This window comes from Nocardioides sp. NPDC087217 (genome assembly GCF_044744805.1).
Lineage (GTDB): Bacteria > Actinomycetota > Actinomycetes > Propionibacteriales > Nocardioidaceae > Nocardioides.
This window is the reverse complement of record NZ_JBIUZB010000010.1, coordinates 1-16,609: the sequence shown is the minus strand read 5'-3', so window position 1 is coordinate 16,609 and position 16,609 is coordinate 1. Positions and strand designations below refer to the sequence as shown.

At 69.7% G+C, this 16,609-nt stretch carries 15 protein-coding genes; 10 read left to right on the top strand and 5 right to left on the bottom strand.

Features of this window, described 5'->3' with window-relative positions; genetic code table 11:
* Positions 1–5: 5 nt before the first annotated feature.
* Positions 6–1,067 (bottom strand): PLP-dependent transferase, encoded by a 1,062-nt coding sequence (locus ACIO3S_RS27395; protein WP_350840577.1) that lies wholly within the window; start codon positions 1,065–1,067, stop codon positions 6–8.
* Positions 1,068–1,154: 87 nt separating this feature from the next.
* Here ACIO3S_RS27395 and ACIO3S_RS27390 point away from each other — a divergent pair, with 87 nt between their 5' ends.
* The 3 genes from ACIO3S_RS27390 to ACIO3S_RS27380 are packed head-to-tail and all read left to right on the top strand — an operon-like array spanning position 1,155 to position 4,542.
* Positions 1,155–1,892, top strand: a complete 738-nt coding sequence (locus ACIO3S_RS27390; RefSeq protein ID WP_400469436.1) for an alpha/beta fold hydrolase — start codon at positions 1,155–1,157, stop codon at positions 1,890–1,892.
* A 23-nt stretch (positions 1,893–1,915) separates the two neighbouring features.
* Positions 1,916–3,406 (top strand): Mur ligase family protein, encoded by a 1,491-nt coding sequence (locus ACIO3S_RS27385; protein ID WP_400469433.1) that lies wholly within the window; start codon positions 1,916–1,918, stop codon positions 3,404–3,406.
* Between the two features lie 20 nt (positions 3,407–3,426).
* Positions 3,427–4,542, top strand: a complete 1,116-nt coding sequence (locus ACIO3S_RS27380; RefSeq protein ID WP_160024544.1) for a hypothetical protein — start codon at positions 3,427–3,429, stop codon at positions 4,540–4,542.
* A 102-nt stretch (positions 4,543–4,644) separates the two neighbouring features.
* Here the strand turns inward: ACIO3S_RS27380 and ACIO3S_RS27375 are convergent, their stop codons facing one another.
* Together ACIO3S_RS27375 and ACIO3S_RS27370 are read right to left on the bottom strand one after the other, a co-directional pair.
* Positions 4,645–5,601, bottom strand: coding sequence for a D-alanine--D-alanine ligase (locus ACIO3S_RS27375; RefSeq protein WP_141803690.1), 957 nt, complete (start codon positions 5,599–5,601; stop codon positions 4,645–4,647).
* Between the two features lie 139 nt (positions 5,602–5,740).
* Positions 5,741–5,977: an Lrp/AsnC family transcriptional regulator gene (locus tag ACIO3S_RS27370; RefSeq protein ID WP_091049571.1), complete on the bottom strand. Its 237-nt coding sequence runs from the start codon at positions 5,975–5,977 to the stop codon at positions 5,741–5,743.
* Between the two features lie 155 nt (positions 5,978–6,132).
* On the opposite strand from ACIO3S_RS27370, the gene ACIO3S_RS27365 reads away from it, so the two are divergent.
* Complete coding sequence (locus ACIO3S_RS27365; protein ID WP_400469428.1) at positions 6,133–7,089, top strand: thiamine-phosphate kinase; 957 nt, start codon at positions 6,133–6,135, stop codon at positions 7,087–7,089.
* Between the two features lie 196 nt (positions 7,090–7,285).
* Here the strand turns inward: ACIO3S_RS27365 and rpmB are convergent, their stop codons facing one another.
* Both rpmB and ACIO3S_RS27355 read right to left on the bottom strand, forming a co-directional pair.
* Positions 7,286–7,471, bottom strand: coding sequence for a 50S ribosomal protein L28 (gene rpmB, locus ACIO3S_RS27360; protein ID WP_141803692.1), 186 nt, complete (start codon positions 7,469–7,471; stop codon positions 7,286–7,288).
* A 125-nt stretch (positions 7,472–7,596) separates the two neighbouring features.
* A complete protein-coding gene (locus ACIO3S_RS27355) occupies positions 7,597–8,625 on the bottom strand; it encodes a methyltransferase domain-containing protein (protein WP_400469424.1) in 1,029 nt (342 codons plus the stop codon).
* 236 nt (positions 8,626–8,861) lie between these two features.
* Between ACIO3S_RS27355 and ACIO3S_RS27350 the strand changes: the two genes are divergently transcribed.
* The 6 genes from ACIO3S_RS27350 to ACIO3S_RS27325 all read left to right on the top strand — a co-directional run bounded on the left by ACIO3S_RS27350 (position 8,862) and on the right by ACIO3S_RS27325 (position 16,507).
* On the top strand, positions 8,862–10,505 hold the full coding sequence (locus ACIO3S_RS27350) for a DAK2 domain-containing protein (RefSeq protein ID WP_400469421.1): 1,644 nt from the start codon (positions 8,862–8,864) through the stop codon (positions 10,503–10,505).
* 13 nt (positions 10,506–10,518) lie between these two features.
* Positions 10,519–12,783 (top strand): ATP-dependent DNA helicase RecG, encoded by a 2,265-nt coding sequence (locus ACIO3S_RS27345; protein ID WP_400469418.1) that lies wholly within the window; start codon positions 10,519–10,521, stop codon positions 12,781–12,783.
* A gap of 9 nt (positions 12,784–12,792) precedes the next feature.
* Positions 12,793–13,356, top strand: a complete 564-nt coding sequence (gene rsmD, locus ACIO3S_RS27340) for a 16S rRNA (guanine(966)-N(2))-methyltransferase RsmD (protein WP_355230115.1) — start codon at positions 12,793–12,795, stop codon at positions 13,354–13,356.
* 58 nt (positions 13,357–13,414) lie between these two features.
* Positions 13,415–13,906, top strand: coding sequence for a pantetheine-phosphate adenylyltransferase (gene coaD / locus ACIO3S_RS27335; protein WP_400469415.1), 492 nt, complete (start codon positions 13,415–13,417; stop codon positions 13,904–13,906).
* Between the two features lie 104 nt (positions 13,907–14,010).
* Positions 14,011–14,709 (top strand): class I SAM-dependent methyltransferase, encoded by a 699-nt coding sequence (locus ACIO3S_RS27330; RefSeq protein ID WP_378820366.1) that lies wholly within the window; start codon positions 14,011–14,013, stop codon positions 14,707–14,709.
* A 70-nt stretch (positions 14,710–14,779) separates the two neighbouring features.
* Complete coding sequence (locus ACIO3S_RS27325) at positions 14,780–16,507, top strand: hypothetical protein (RefSeq protein WP_400469411.1); 1,728 nt, start codon at positions 14,780–14,782, stop codon at positions 16,505–16,507.
* Positions 16,508–16,609 lie beyond the last annotated feature (102 nt).

The window sequence follows — 16,609 nt, the reverse complement described above, 5'->3', positions numbered from 1 at the left end:
CGGTGTCAGAGGCGGTCCAGGGCCTGGAGGAGGTCGGCCCAGAGGTCGTCGACGTCCTCGACTCCGACCGACATCCGCACCAGCCCCTCGGGCACCGTCGCCGACTCGGTCTTCCAGCGGCGACGGCGCTCGAAGGTGGACTCGACGCCGCCGAGGGAGGTCGCGTGGACCCACAGCGAGGTCGAGTGGGTCAGGAGGTCGGCCTGCTCCGCCGTGGGAAGGACGGCCGCGAGCATGCCACCGAACCCGGGGTAGCGGACCTCCGCGACCGCCGGGTGCGCTGACAGCCGCTCGGCGAGGGTCGCCGCGTTGGCGGAGGAGCGCTCGACGCGCAGGTGCAGCGTACGGATGCCGCGAAGCGCCAGCCACGCCTCGAACGGGCCGGGGATCGCGCCGAGGAGGTCACGACGGGCCTTGAGCACGTCCCACAGCGTGTCGTCGGAGACGACGACCGCGCCCATGACGACGTCGGAGTGGCCGGCGATGAACTTGGTGGCCGAGTGGATGACGATGTCCGCGCCGAGCGCGAGCGGCTGCTGGAGCAGGGGAGTGGCGAAGGTGTTGTCGACCACGACCCGCGCTCCGGCCTTGTGCGCGGCGGCGATGACGGCCGGCAGGTCGGCGAGCTGCATCCCCGGGTTGGTCGGCGTCTCGACCCAGACCAGCGCGACCTCGCCGTCGAGCTTCTCGAGCAGCTTCACGACCGCGGCGGTGTCGGAGAAGTCCGCGAGGCGTGCGGTCAACCGGCCGCGCCCCTCGAGGTCGGCCAGCTGGCCGATGGTCCCCAGATAGCTCTGCTCGGTCGCCACGACCACCGAGTCGTTGACCAGGTCGAGCAGCGTCGCGATCGCCGCGAGCCCGGAGGCGAACGACAGCGCCCGACCGCCCTCGAGCTGCCCGAGCGCCTCCTCGAACGCCACCCACGCGTCGTTGGTGTAGCGCCCGTACTCCTTGTCGCCGCCGGCCACATAGGTCGAGGCCATCGTGATCGGTACGTTGAGCGGCTGGTCGGGCTCGTGGGCCGGCCGCCCGGCGTGGACGGCGATCGTGGCGGGCTTGTGATCCATGACTTCGACCCTATTGCCCGCTCGACAACCGGGCTCACGCGCCGCGCGGTTACGGGTCAGGGCATGGTCCCGGATAAGGTTGCGGCCGTGTTGACGACCCTGCTGGATGGACGTGCCTTCGGTGAGAAGCACGGCAAGGATGCTGCCACCGTCGTGGCCCTGCACGGCTGGGCCCGCAACCGCAGCGACTGGGGCTCGACGCTCGAGGGCCTGGACGCTCTCGCGCTCGACCAGCCCGGCTTCGGCGCGACCCCGGCTCCCGATGAGGCCTGGGGAAGCAAGGAGTACGCCGAGTGGCTGGCCCAGATCCTCGAGGGTCTCGACCGCCCGGTGCTCGTCGGCCACAGCTTCGGCGGCCGGGTGGCCGTCCAGCTCGCCGCGACCCGCCCGGAGCTCGTCCGCGGCATCGTCCTCACCGGCGTACCGCTGTTCCGCCCGAAGACCGGCGGCAAGCCCAAGCTCGCCTACCGGATCGGCCGATGGCTCCACTCCAAGGGGCTGATCCCCGAGGCCAGGATGGAGGCGCTGCGGGAGAAGTACGGCTCGACCGACTACCGCAACGCCAAGGGCATCATCCGCGACATCTTCGTCAAGGTCGTCAACGAGTCCTACGGCGACCAGCTGGCAGCCATCCCGAAGGAACTTCCGGTCCGCCTGATCTGGGGTGAGAACGACACCGCCGCACCGGTCTGGATGCCCGGTGAGGCCATGGAGATCCTGGGGGACAACGCGACCCTGGAGATCGTCCCCGGTTCCGCGCACCTGCTCGACGCGGGGCTGGTCAAGAGCCTTCGAGGCGCCATCGACGAACTTCGTACGAACTGAATCTGAGGGGCTGAAGAAGAAGCATGTGGATCGTCCTGGTCACCTCCGCGCTGACCCTGGTCTCCTACTACCGCTGGCTGCGCGTCGCTCAGCGTGAGCACTACGAGCCGACGCGGCTGTTCGCGATCGAGTGGATCTGGATCAAGGCACGCCCGGTCGAGGCGATCCTGCTCGGCGCGGTCGTGGTGGTCTGCCTGGCCTCGTTCGTGCTGCCCTACGGCGCGCTCGTCGGCGCGCTGCTGTTCATCGGCTGGCCGGTGGGGATGAGCTTCACCGGGGCCAAGCGGCTGGTGTGGACCGACCGCGTCAAGCGCCTGGCCGGTGTGCTCTTCGTGCTGCATGCGATCGTCACCCTGGTGATCGCACTGGTCGTGCCGGCCGCCGCCGGCCTGCTCCCGATCCTGGCCGTCCCGCTGGCCGAGGCCGCGCTGGCGATCATGTGGCCGATCGAGAAGGCGATGGCGAAGAAGTGGCAGGTCCAGGCGGCCGCCACGATCAAAAAGGTCAACCCGCGGATCGTCGCGATCACCGGCTCCTACGGCAAGACCTCGACGAAGAACTACGCCACCCACCTGATGCAGGGCCGCTGGTCGACGCTGGCCTCGCCGGCGAGCTTCAACAACGCGATGGGCCTCTCCCGCGCGGTCAACGACCGGCTCCAGCCCGGAACCGACATCTTCGTCGCCGAGATGGGCACCTACGGCCCCGGCGAGATCGCCGAGCTGACCGAGATCTTCCCGCCCGAGGTCGCCGCCATCACCACGATCGGCGAGGCCCACCTGGAGCGGATGAAGTCGCGCGAGACGATCGTGAAGGCCAAGTCGGAGATCCTCCCGAAGGCCTCGACCGTCGTGCTCAACATCGACGTACCCGAGCTCGCGCTCATCGCCGAGAACCTCCGCGCCAGCAAGCGCGTCATCGCCTGCTCCGCCGTCCCGGGCACCACCGCCGAGGTCGTGGTGACCGACTCTGCGCTACAGATCAACGGCGAGACGTACGCCGTCCAGCTGCCCGACGAGGTCGGGCACCCGATCAACGTGGCGATCGCCGTCGGTCTGGCCCTCGCGGTCGATGTCCCGATCGAGACGATCACCCAGCGGCTGGCGTCGGTCCCCGGCACCCCCCACCGCGCCGAGGCCAACAAGACGCCCGGCGGCGTCTGGGTCATCGACGACACCTTCAACTCCAACCCCACCGGCGCCGCGGCGGCGCTCGCTAAGGCCAAGCGGCTGGCAGGGGAGTCGGGCACGGTGTGGACCATCACGCCCGGTATGGTCGAGCTGGGCACCGAGCAGGCCGCGCGCAACATCGAGTTCGCGCAGGCTGCGACGGCCTCCGACAAGATGCGGCTGTGCATCGTCGGTCGCACCAACCGAAAAGCGCTGCGTTCGGGGGAGCCAGCGCGAACCACTGCGTTCGAGAGCCGTAAGGCGGCAGCGGATCATGCCCTGACCGCGGCCAAGGAGGGCGACGTGGTGCTGTATGAGAACGACCTCCCCGACCACTACGCGTAGGACCCCCAGGAGCTTTCACCATGAGCGTAACCAAGGCCACCATCGTCTTCGGCGGTCCCAGCGCCGAGCACGACATCAGCATCCTCACCGGCCTGCAGGCCGAGCGGGTCCTCTCCGGTGCCGGCGTCGAGGTGACGTGCCTCTACTGGGCGCGCTCCGACAAGTGGTTCCTGGTGCCCGCCAAGCAGGAGGCGCGTGACTTCCTCGGCGGCGAGCCGAAGGGCTCCAAGGCCGTCGAGTTCCGCCTCGGCACCGAGAAGGGCGACGGGTTCTACACCGTCGGTGGCTTCGGCGGCGGCAAGCGCCTCGAGACCGGCCCGATCCTCTCCGCCTTCCACGGCGGCGCGGGCGAGGCCGGCGGCATCCAGTGGCTCTTCGAGCTCGCCGGCCTCAAGGCGACCGGCGCGACCCCGGCAGCTGCCGCGCTCGGCATGGACAAGCTCGCCTTCGGCGCGGTCATGCTCAATGCCGGCCTTCCGTCGCTCCAGCGCGAGCTGCTCTCGCGCTACGCCGCCCCGTCCTTCGAGGGCCCCTACATCGTCAAGCCGCGCTTCGGCGGCTCCTCGATCGGCATCGAGGTCGTCGACGACTACGAGACCGGCCTGGCGCTCCTCAACACCTCTCCGCACCTGCGTGCGGGCGCGGTCGTCGAGCCGTACCGTCCTGACCTCTTCGACCTCAACGCCTCGGTGCGCACCGCGCCCGAGGTCGCGGTGAGCGACGTCGAGCGTCCGCTGCGCTCGGGCGAGGCGAAGATGTACGACTACTCCGCCAAGTACGTCCACACCGACGGCCTCTCCTCCTCCCCGCGCGAGTTCCCGGCGCAGGTCGAGGAGTCGGTCACCAAGCAGATCAAGGACCTGGCCGTACGTGTCGTGGAGCTCACCGGCCTGACCGGCATCCTCCGCATCGACTTCCTCTCCGACGGCAAGGGCGAGGTCTACATCAACGAGGTCAACTCCATCCCCGGCGCCCTCTCGCTCTACCTGTGGCCTGACACCCCTGCCTCCGAGGTCCTCACCAGCGCCATCGCCGAGGCCGAGAAGCACATCCCTCAGGTCACCCGGAACTTCGAGGAGGGCGTCGCCCTCAAGGCCGCCGGCGGCATCGCCGGCAAGCTCACCGGCCTGAGCTGAGCCCGAGTCGGCGCACGCTGACCGAAAACCACGCCGAGTCGGCGCGTTCTAACGCGCCGACTCGGCGTGGTTTTACGTCAGGACGAGCCGACTCGGCGGGCCTCAGCGGGAGAGGGCGCGCTTGAGGAGGGCGAGGGTGACCTCGCCCATCGAGGTGCCGTCGTGCTTGGCGGCGAAGGGGAAGACGCTGGTCTCGGTGGCGCCGGGGGTGATGGCGACCTCGAGGACGACGAAGCTGCCGTCGGGGGTGACCATGAAGTCGGTGCGGGAGATGTCACGCATGCCGAGCAGCTCGTGGGCGCGTACGGCGGTCTCGCCGAGCTCGGCGAGCAGCGCGTCGGGGAGGTCGGGGCGGCCGAAGCCGACGAACTCCGCGGTGTAGCGCGCCGCGAAGTCGAACTCGTGGCCCTTGCTGAAGTCGATGGCGATCGGGGTCAGCGGCTTGACGCCCTCGTCGGTCTCGTGGACGACCACGGAGACGTCGATGCCGGCGTAGAAGCGCTCGATGAGCGCCTCGTCGCAGTAGGCGTAGGTCTTGACCAGGGCCGCGGGAAGGGCGGAGAGGCCGTCGACGCCGGTGACGCCGAGCGCCGAGCCGCCGCGCGAGGGCTTGACCACGACCCGCTCGCCCAACCGTGAGATGACGTGCTCCATCAGCACCGGCGCCCCGACGTCGCGGAACGTCGTGGACGACAGCGAGACCGAGTCCGGCACGGGGATGCCCCCGCGGCGCAGGAGCTCGCGGGCAGCCGTCTTGTCGAACGCGACCCGGCAGGAGGTGGAGACGGTGCCGACGTACGGGATCCCGATCAGCTCCAGGAGCGTCTGGATCTCGCCGTCCTCACCGAACTGGCCGTGCAGAGCCGGCAGCGCCACGACCGCCTTGTCGCGCTCGAGGTTGTGCAGCAGCGCCCGGTCGAAGTCGTACGCGGCCACCTCCACGCCCAGCGCCGACAGCTCGCGCACGAGGTTGCGGCCAGAGGCCAGCGACACGTCGCGCTCGTGGCTCAGCCCGCCGGCGATGACGGCGACAGGTCCGGAAAGGGGAGGTGTGCTCATGAGTTCGTTCTAACAGACGGCGGAAGAGTTACTGGAAACGCGGGTCTCGACCCGCAGTCGCGGCTTCGCAAGCTCAGCCGCGTGCTCGCTCGACCTCCTCGCGTTTGTCCGGAGCAAGCTCCGGACAAGGCTCGGAATCTCAGATGTGGACGACCGGGCAGGTCAGGGTGCGGGTGATGCCTTCGAGGCTCTGGACGCGGGCCACGACCAGCTTGCCGAGCTCGTCGACGTTGCGGGCCTCGGCACGGACGATCACGTCGTACGGACCGGTGACGTCCTCAGCCAGGGTCACGCCCTGGATCTTGCCGATCTCGGTGGCGACCTCAGCGGCCTTGCCGACGTCGGTCTGGATGAGGATGTACGCCTGTACGACCATGGTGCTGCTCCTGTTCTCCGTGCCTTCCTTGGCACAACGTCAGGCAAGTAACCTATCGCGTTATCTATCGATCGACCTACACCGACCCTGGGGATAAGACAGTGTGATGCGTGTCCCGGTATCTCCGCGCGTGGCGAGGAGGGTTGGATGGAGCCATGGCTTTTCCGAGGGACACGACGCTCGCCGACATCGGTGAGTTCGGGCTGATCACCGAGATGACCAAGCACTTCGCCCAGGGGGAGCAGGTGCTGGTCGGCCCCGGCGACGACGCCGCGCTGGTGCGGGTCAAGCAGGGTCACGTGGTGGTCTCGACCGACCTGCTCGTCGAGGGCCGCCACTTCCGGCGGGACTGGGCCGAGGCGTCCCACATCGGCCACCGGGCGGCGGGCCAGAACCTCGCCGACATCGCCGCGATGGGTGGCGTCGCCCACTCGATGACCCTCGGGCTCGCCCTTCCCTCGGACCTTCCGGCCGAGTGGGCCGTCGACTTCGCGGAGGGCTTCGCCGCGGAGTGCGCGCTGGTCGGGGCCTCCGTCGTCGGCGGTGACATCACCGGCGCCGACCAGATCGTCATCTCCGTGACCGCCATCGGCGCGGTCGCCCAGGCGCCGGTCCTGCGCTCGGGCGCGGAGCCAGGCGACGTACTCGCGCTGTGTGGTCGCCAGGGATGGGCCGCGGCCGGCCTGGCGATCCTCAAGCGAGGTTTCCGGTCACCGCGGGTGCTGGTCGACGCCTACCGCCGCCCACAACCGCCGTACGCGGCCGGCCCCGCCGCCGCGGCGGCCGGTGCCTCGGCGCTGATCGACGTCTCCGACGGGCTCCTGTCCGAGGCCAGGCACATCGCCGATGCCTCGGAGGTCTCCATCGACGTACACACCGCCGCGCTGACCATCCCCGACGAGCTCAACGCGGTCGCCTCGGCGACCGGTGCTGATGCGCTCGCGTTCGTGCTCAGTGGGGGAGAGGACCACTCGCTGCTGGCCGCGTTCCCGCCTGATGTCGAACTGCCGGATGGGTGGGTCGTGATCGGGACGATCGGCGAGCCGGGTGGGGAGGCGGTCACGGTTGACGGGAAGGTCTATGAGGGGTCGACGGGGTGGACGCACTTCTGAGGCTGGGCGTCCGTGTCCGGGGTTGATTCTCCGTCTGGCTTGCGTTGGGTTTGCGCCGAGTCGGCGCAACCGCACGCCTCGCTCGCTTCGCTTCGCTCCAAGGCGTGCAGTTGCGCCGACTCGGCGCTCCGGGTAGATAGCAGAAGGGCCCCGCTCAGCGCTTGCGCGCTGCCGCGGGGCCCTTCGTGCTATCTACCTATCGGGCGACCTTGCCGGCCTTGATGCAGGTCGTGCAGACATTCATGCGCTTCGGGGTGCCGTTGATGACGGCGCGAACGCGCTGGATGTTGGGGTCGAAGCGGCGCCTGGTCGCCTTCTTGGACCACGGCCGGTTGTTGCCGAAGCCCGGCTTCTTGTCGCAGATGTCGCAGACGGCAGCCACCGTGAACTCCTGAGGTTGAATAGATGATCGAGGTCGATTGGATAGTGTCGGCGGGCGCGATGAACGGCTGCCCTGCCGAGACAACCGAACAAGCGTAGCCCGTCCGGCTGTGCCCGGCGAAATCGTCAGTCGTCCGAGCGGCGATCCCGCCACCTGTCCAGCGGCGCGGCCAGCGCGGTGGCCAGCTTCCACCGCTTCGACCCGCGCAGATCGTCGATCTCGGCGCGCTGGCCGGCGAGCTGCTTGCGCTGGGACTCGAGCCGCCGCCGTTGGTCGGCGACGACCTCGCGGAGCTTGGCGACCTCGTCGCGCAGCTCGAGGCCGTGCTCGACCCAGTCGGGGATCGCGGGCACCGCGGGGAGATCGGGGGAGAGGCCGCGGCGCAGGACGACGTAGAACTCGATGTCGTTCTCGGGCACGGGCAGGAGGGACTCGACCGACCAGCCGGTGAGCCCCAGGCGGCGCAGCTCGGCGATTATCTCGGGGAACGAGCGGTCGGTGTAGGTCCACACGTGGCAGTCGACGTACTCGCCTCGGCGGGCGCGCTCGACCTGGGCCCTGGTGTAGCCGAGGTCGTGGATACAGGTCTCGGCCTCGCTCGGCCCGCGGTGGTGGAGGCGCTTGGCGTCGGCGTTGACCGCGGACCGGTGGTGGTCGAAGACGGCGCGCACCGACGGGATCGTGTCACCGGCCTCGTACGCCTGCAGGATCTGACCCATCGTCGTGGGCGGGCGATGGGCATCGAAGGTGTAGCGCCGGTCCGGGACGACCAGGACGAGGGCCCCGTCGGGAGCGACCACGGCCTCGACCTGCGCCAGCCATCCGACCAGGTCGGGAACGTGCTCGACGACGTGGCTGGCCAGCGCCCAGTCGAACGGGGCGCCCTCCTTGGCGGCCTCCTCGAGCGTACGCATCCGGGTGCCGTCCCACATCGGATAATCGATCTCGGGGATGGTGTCGTGGTTCACCCGGGAATGTTCGGCGTACGACTCGTAGAGCCGGTCGCGGTTATAGAGGTCCAGGTAGGAGACCTCCGCGGCATCTCGGGGGACGAGCGGTTGGTGCAGGGGTCCGATCTCGAGGCCGCGCCCGGCCGAGAAGTCGAAGATTTCGTTGACGCGTTTCGCGCGTGGGGTCGGGGTCGGGATCGACATCCGTAGTCCTTCGGCGTTGGGGAACCTCCACACTAGGGATGGATCGTCACCGCCGCAGGGGATGACTCGGTAGAAGTTGTTACTCGCTCGTGTCTTTGCTGCAGCCTCGGATTTGTTCACCCGTCGTTTACCCCGTACCCAGGCACCGCCTACCCTGGGGGCCGCGATACCGGGAAGTGTGTCCGGCGTCACGGTGTCTGGGTGTATGCAGGGTGTCGAGGAGTAGGGAGGGCAGCGTGGCCGAGGTCAAGCTCGATCTGTTCCGCCGGTTCGGCGACCTGGCGACCGACGCGCTCGCGTCGCACCGCGAGGAGATCGACGCGCTCAACGTCTTCCCGGTGCCCGACAGCGACACCGGCACCAACCTCTACCTCACGATCGCCGCTGCCCGTGACCGGCTGCGCGAGTTCACCGGTCCCGACTGGCGTGAGGGGCTGCGCGCCTTCTCGCGCGGCGCGCTGCTGGGCGCCCGCGGCAACTCGGGGGTGATCCTGGCCGAGATGATCGGGGCCCTGCTGCGCCGCCTGATCCAGGCCACCGAGGACGAGCGCACCGCCACGGTATTCGCCGACGCGCTGCGCAGTGCCGGCAACGCCGCGTACGCCGCGGTGGGGGAGCCCCAGGAGGGCACCATGCTGAGCGTGCTCCGGGCCGCCGCGGACGCGGCCGAGGCGTGCGTCGAGATCGACGAGGCTGCCCGCACCAGCGACGTGATGTCAGTCGCCGCAAGCGCGGCCCGCGCCGCGCTTGCCCGTACGCAGGAACAGCTGCCCGCACTGGCCGCTGCCGGAGTGGTCGACGCCGGTGGCCGCGGGATCTGTGTGCTGCTCGACGCCTTCGAGACCGCCCTGACCGGACGCCGTCCGAGCCCGCAGAAGCCGATGGCGGGCACCCCGCACATCCCGATCCCGATCCAGACCGGCATGGGCGCGGCCGACGGCCACGCGCTGGAGCCCGGCGGCCCGGCGTACGAGGTGATGTACCTGCTCGACGCCGAGGACGCCGCGATCCCCGACCTCCGCAAACGGCTCCAGCCGCTGGGCGACTCGCTGGTCGTCGTCGGTGGCGAAGGCATCTGGAACGTCCATGTCCACGTCGACGACGTCGGGGCCGCGATCGAGGCGGGGATCAACGCCGGGCGGCCCCACCGGATCCATGTGACCCACTTCGCCGAGCAGATCGCCGGCCAGGCCCATCGCCATGCCACCCGCGGCGGTCGGGCGGTGATCGCGTTCGCGGCCGGGCCGGGTCTGGCCGAGCTCTTCCGTGGTGCCGGCGCGATCGTGATCGAGGGCGGCCCGCACCGGCGCCCGACGACCTCCGAGCTGCTCGAGGCGATCACCGCCTCCGGCGCCGACGAGGTGATCGTGCTCCCCAACGACGCCCCGACCCGGCAGTCGGCCGAGGCCGCGGCCCGCACCGCCGAGGACGACCTCGACATCAACGTCGCGGTGATCCCGACCCGCAGCCAGGTGCAGGGGCTGGCGGCGATCGCGGTCCACGAGCCCGGCCGGAAGTTCGACAAGGACGTGCTGGAGATGACCGCCACCGCGCGACACGCGCGGCATGGCGCGGTCACCATCTCGAACACCCGAGCGATTACCATGGCTGGGCCGTGTATGCCGGGTGACGCGCTCGGGGTGCTCGACGGAGACTTCGTCAAGGTCGGCCAGGACCTGGAGGTGTGTGCGACCTACGTGCTCGCCCGGCTCATCGGTGGTGGCGGCGAGCTGGTGACGCTGGTCTCCGGCCTCGAGGACCCCACGGGCGAGCTCGCCGGCGCCGTCGCGGCGTGGCTGGCTGCCAACCATCCGGCCGTTGATGTGATGGTGTACGACGGAGGCCAGGAGCGCTACCCCCTCCTGATGTCGGTGGAGTAGAGGAGAAGAGACGGTGCCGATCACCCTCGAGTCGCCGATCGAGGCCGTGCTGGGCAACAGCAAGCACGCCACGAAGTTCACCAAGGGTCTCGGGCTGCGCACCGTCGGCGACCTGCTCTACCACTTCCCGCGGCGCTACCTGCGCACCGCCGACCTCAGCCAGACGCCGCAGCTACACGAGGGCGAGATGCTCACGGTGCTCGGCGAGGTGGTCCGCAGCGTCGTACGGCAGCACACCGACCGCCGCACCGGCCGGCCCGCCTTCCGCGTCGAGACCCAGCTCAAGGCCGGCACCGCCGACCTGCAGCTCACCTTCTTCTCCAAGTCCCAGCGGATCGCCGAGTGGCGCCGCGGCGTGCTCGCCCCCGGCGTCCGGGGCGTCTTCGTCGGCAAGGCCGGGTCGTTCCGCGGCGAGTGGCAGCTGGCCAACCCGCAGATGGTCGTCTTCGGTGACCCGTCCGACTCCGAGAACGCCGCCGAGGCGGCCGACAACCAGATGGCGGTCGAGGAGTTGACCGAGCTCTTCCCGATCTACCCGCTCACCGCCGGGCTCCAGCACTGGGACGTGATGCGCGCGGTGCGGTTCGCTCGACAGGTCGTCGAGGACGTCACCGACGTGCTCCCGGAGCAGCTCCGGGAGACGTACGCCGTTCCGGGGCTGCGCGACGCTCTGGACCTGATCCACGCACCCCATGAGTTCAAGGACGTCCAGCGCGCCCAGCGCCGCTTCCGGTTCGAGGAGGCGCTCGGGCTGCAGCTGGTGCTGGGACGCCGGCGACGGGCGCTCCAGGCGCTGGGCACCACTGCCCGCACCGGCGGCGTCCACCACCTGCTCGAGGCCTTCGACGAGCGGCTGCCGTTCACCCTCACCAAGGGACAGGAGGAGATCGGGGAGGAGCTCGAGGCGGCGCTGGCCCAGCCCCACCCGATGAACCGCCTGCTCCAGGGTGAGGTCGGCTCGGGCAAGACGCTGGTCGCGTTGCGCGCGATGCTGCGGGTCGTCGACTCCGGAGGCCAGGCCGCGCTGCTGGCGCCGACCGAGGTGCTCGCCCAGCAGCACTACCGCTCGATCACCGCGATGCTCGGTGATCTGGCCGCCAGCGGCCTGGCCGGCGGGCTCTTCGCCGGCGACCAGGAGCAGACCCATGTCGAGCTGCTCACCGGCTCGATGACCAAGACCCAGCGCAAGGGGCCGCTGAGCCGGATCGCCACCGGCGAGGCCGGGATCGTGGTCGGCACCCATGCCCTGCTGCAGGACCAGGTGATGTTCGACGACCTCGGCCTGGTCGTCGTCGACGAGCAGCACCGCTTCGGCGTCGAGCAGCGGGCCGCCCTGACCGACAAGGCCGGCACCCCGCCGCACCTGCTGGTGATGACCGCGACGCCGATCCCGCGCACGGTCGCGATGACCGTGTTCGGGGACCTCGAGGTCTCCACGCTCACCGAGCTCCCGGCCGGACGCGCCGAGATCCAGACCAACCTGGTCTCGCTCGTGGAGCATCCCGCGTGGATCGCCCGGGTGTGGGAACGCGTCAAGGAGGAGGTGGAGAAGGGTCACCAGGTCTACGTCGTCGCCCCGCGGATCAGCGGCGACGAGTCCGAGCAGGGGGAGAGCGACCAGCGCGACTTCGATGCCGACGGCAACGAGGTCAAGGCCGCCCCGGCTCAGCTCTCCGCCGTCGACGAGGTCACCGGGGAGCTGACCACCGGTCCGCTGCAGGGGCTCAGCGTCGCCAAGCTCCACGGCAAGCTCCCCGCCGAGGAGAAGGAGCGCACCATGAGCGCCTTCGCCGCCGGCGACATCGATGTGCTGATCGCGACCACTGTGATCGAGGTCGGCGTGGACGTACCCAACGCCACCACCATGGTCATCCTCGACGCCGACCGCTTCGGCGTCTCCCAGCTCCACCAGCTGCGCGGTCGGGTCGGCCGTGGCGGGCTGCACGGGCTGTGCCTGCTGGTCTCCCACGCCGAGGCCGGCACCCCGGCCAGGACCCGCCTCGACGCCGTCGCCCAGACCACCGACGGGTTCGAGCTGTCCCGGGTCGACCTCGACCAGCGCCGCGAGGGAGACGTGCTCGGCGCCTCCCAGTCGGGCCGCCGATCGAGCCTGGAGAGCCTGCGGGTGCTCCGCGACGAGGAGACGATCCTGGAGGCGCGCGAGGCGGCCGAGGCGCTGCTCGAGGCCGACCCGGAGCTCGCGACCGCGCCGCTCCTGGCCGAGCGGGTCACCGAGATCGAGGAGTCCGCTTCCGCCGACTACTTGGAAAAGTCCTAAGGTGTCCCAATGACTCGGATCATCGGAGGCGTCGCCGGAGGGCGACGCCTACTCGCTCCCAAGGGGGTGCGGACCCGTCCCACCACCGACCGGGTCCGCGAGGCCCTCTTCTCGGCGATCGAGTCGTCCTACGGATCGCTGGCGGGGCTGCGCTTCCTCGACCTCTACGCCGGCACCGGCGCGGTCGGGCTGGAGGCATGGTCCCGGGGCGCCGGGGTCGTGACCCTGGTCGAGTCGGACCGGCGTACGGCCGGGGTGATCCGCTCCAACGCGAAGGAGCTCGGCTTCCCGCGGGCCCACGTGGTCGCGGCCACCGTGGCGAGCACCCTGGTGACGCCACCGCCGGCACCCTACGACCTGGTCTTCCTCGACCCGCCCTACCCGCTCTCCGACGACGCCGTCTCCGAGGACATCGCGCTGCTGGTCAAGCACGGCTGGCTGGTGCCGGGCGCCCTGGTAGTCGTCGAGCGGTCCGCACGCAGCCCCGAACCGGTCTGGCCCGACGGGTTCACCGACCAGAAGTCGAAGAAGTACGGCGAGACCACGCTCTGGTACGGCCACGCGCCGGACTGATTGGCTGGACTGACGGGCTGGGCTGACCGGCCGAACTGATCGAATGGGAGAAGAAACAATGACGCGTCGTGCGGTGTGCCCGGGTTCGTTCGACCCGCCCACGTTCGGCCACCTCGACATCTTCACTCGCGCCTCGGCGATGTTCGACGAGGTCGTCGTCGCCGTCGGGGTCAACCCGTCGAAGTCGAAGCGCCTGTTCACACCCGAGGAGCGGATGGAGATGATCACCGAGGTGACCGCTCCGCTGGGCAACGTACGGGTCCAGGGGTTCACGGGTCTGGTCACCGACTTCTGCGTCGAGATCGACGCCCAGGCGATCGTGAAGGGGCTCCGCGGGGCGCCCGACCTGGAGTACGAGGCGCCGATGGCGCAGATGAACGCCCACATGACCGGCGTCGAGACCGTCTTCCTGCTCAACGACCCGCGCTGGGCGGCGGTCTCCTCCTCGCTGATCAAGGAGATGGCCCATTTCGGTGGGGATGTGTCGGCTTTCCTGCCGCCGGATGTTGTCGCACGACTCACCAAGCGTTTGGCAGAACGTTCCGAGTAAGGGGCACGGTTCGCCGGTATCGTTCACTGGGCAGTTCCTTTGGGCTACCCCGACAATCCTTTTCCTGGAGATCAATGTCCACCTCAGGCCGTTCCCCGCTTTCCTTGGCCAAGCAGTCTTATGCCGCTTCCCTCAAGGCCGTCGGTCGCGGGCTGACGAAGACGGGACTCGCGAAGGAGACCGCGCCGCCGGTCGAGCAGCGCTGGCGTCACTGGGCCCACTCGCTCACCAAGGTCTACGACTCACTGGCGATGGCGAAGCTCGACGTGCCGTGGTGGACCTACGACGCGATCGCCGCGGTCGACGCCTGGCTGAGCGAGCGTGAGCGCCCGATCCGGATCTACGAGTACGGCTCCGGCGCCTCCACCATCTGGCTCTCCCGCCGCGCCGACGAGATCCACTCCGTCGAGCACCACAAGGGTTTCGGCGAGATGATGCAGGCCGAGCTCGCCGGCGAGGAGAAGATCTCGCTGCGGGTCATCGAGCCGGTCGCCAGCGACAACCCCGTCATCCCCTCGCAGAAGGAGGGCCACGCGGGCCTCGACTTCGAGGCGTACGTCAACTCCATCGACGACGTCGACGGCGAGTTCGACCTCGTGGTGATCGACGGGCGTGCCCGTGAGGCGTGCCTGGAGAAGGCCAAGGACCGGCTGGCTCCCGGCGGGATCATCGTCTTCGACAACAGCCGCCGCAAGCGCTACGTCGAGGCCATCGCCGCCTCGGGGATGAAGGAGACCATCCACGCCGGTCTCACCCCGACCCTGCCCTACCCGGAGCGCACCTCGGTCCTGACGAAGGGCTGAGACCCACGTCATCACGGGCGCCCGGCGTGGATCATCCACGCCGGGCGCCCGCTCTCATAGGGTCGCCGTCATGGCGTCACCTGGGGACTCGAGAACTGATCACACCGAGCCGGTCGGGATCATCAGGTGGGCGACGTTCGCCGGGGTCTGTGTCGTGGCGCTGGTCTGGGCGGCCTACTCGGTCGGCGCCCAGAACGGCTCGTTCCTGACCCAGGACTTCGGCGCGCAGTATCACCTGGCCGAGATCACCGCCCACGGCGCGATCCCGCTGGTCGACTTCGAGCACGGCTGGAACGCCGGCTCGTTCTGGGTCAACGCGGCGCTCTACGCGATCGCGGGCGGCAGCCCGACGGTCTGGTACTTCCTCTGGGGCCGCCTGCTCGGCGCCGGCCTCGGCGCGGTCCTCGCCGCCGCGATCGGCCTCCGTCTGCGGCTGCACCCGGCCGTGATGATCGCGCTCGCGCTCGGGGTGCTCCTGCTGGCCACCCCGTTGCACATCAAGTACACGATCTGCCTGCTGTGGGTCTTCGTCCTGCTGCCCACCGGTTGGCTCGAGTCACGCCCACGCCTGGCCGCGGCCGCGCGGATCCTCCTCCCGGCCCTCGTCTTCTGGCAGTACGTCGAGCTGGCCGTGCTCCTCACCGGTGCCTCGGGGCTCTTCGAGCTGTTCGCCCGGCGCTCGGCGTCCTGGCGCACCCGGATCCTCAACTGTGTTCAGCTGGCTGGTGGATTCGTGCTCGGGCTGGTCGTCCAGGCGGTGGCGTACAAGCTCGTGTGGGGGCTCTCCTTCGCCGACTTCAACCGGCAGGTGATCCTCGGGCAGACCGAGACGCACGAGGGCTCGCAGTACGCCGTGTGGAACTTCTTCGACCTGCCGACCGAGTCGGGACGCTTCTTCATCCTGGCGCTCTACCCGTTCGCGCTGCTGATCCCCTTCGTGCCGCTGGTGTGGCAGCGGATCTCGGACTCCACCCGGCTGGTCGCGCTGGCCGGACTGGTCCTCGTCGTCGTCCCGATCCGGCGCGTCGACAACCCCCACACCACCACCGTCTCAGCCCTCGTCCTCCTCGCCGTCGTCCTGGCGGTGGCCGAGCTCTACGAGCGCCGTACGTCCCTCGCAGTCGGGGTGCGAGCGCCGGCGATCGCGCTACCGCTCGCCGCGGCCGGCGCTCTGTGGGCTGCCGCGACCCTCTGGATCGGCTTCGGCCTGCAGAGCATGGCCGGTGCCGTACTGCTCGTGGCCTTGGCGGTCGCGGGTGCGGTCCTCGGATCGACGTTCCTGCGTGGTGCCGTTGCGGCTGTCTCTGCCGGCGCGCTGGTCGTGCTCGGCTGCGTGCCGGCGCTCGCCTCCGTGGACCATCTCAACGACATGCGCCGCGACGCGAAGTCGTTCCAGGTGACCGACGCGATCACCCGCTGGGCGGGCCCGGAGTACGAACGCTGCAGCGGTGGCACCCGCGAGGCGCTGGTGATGCCCAACTATCTGGAGCTCTACGACACCCTCGAGATCACCAACCCGACGCCCTACTACCTGTTCCACTACGACTTCGCGCAGTACGAAGACGTGCTGGTGCCTCAGCTCGAGGACGGCTCGATCCCGGTCATCATCGAGACGATGCCGCTGCACACGCCGCAGCCGTGGCTCACCGATGCCATCCGGGCGAACTATGTGCCGTGCTCGGTCGTGAGGATCGAGAAGCAGGCGACGACTGTGACGATCTGGACTCACAAGTCTCGCGGGAGGGTTGAGCAGAGGGATCTGAGTGTTCGGGGTGGGGAGATCGTGGCGACGCGCTGAAGTTGCTGTGTTTTGTGGTTGGGGTTTGCCGCCGACCCTTTCGAGGAGGGTGTTCTCGCCGCCGTCCGGAGTAAAGGACGGCCTTCGGCCGCCGGCTGACGC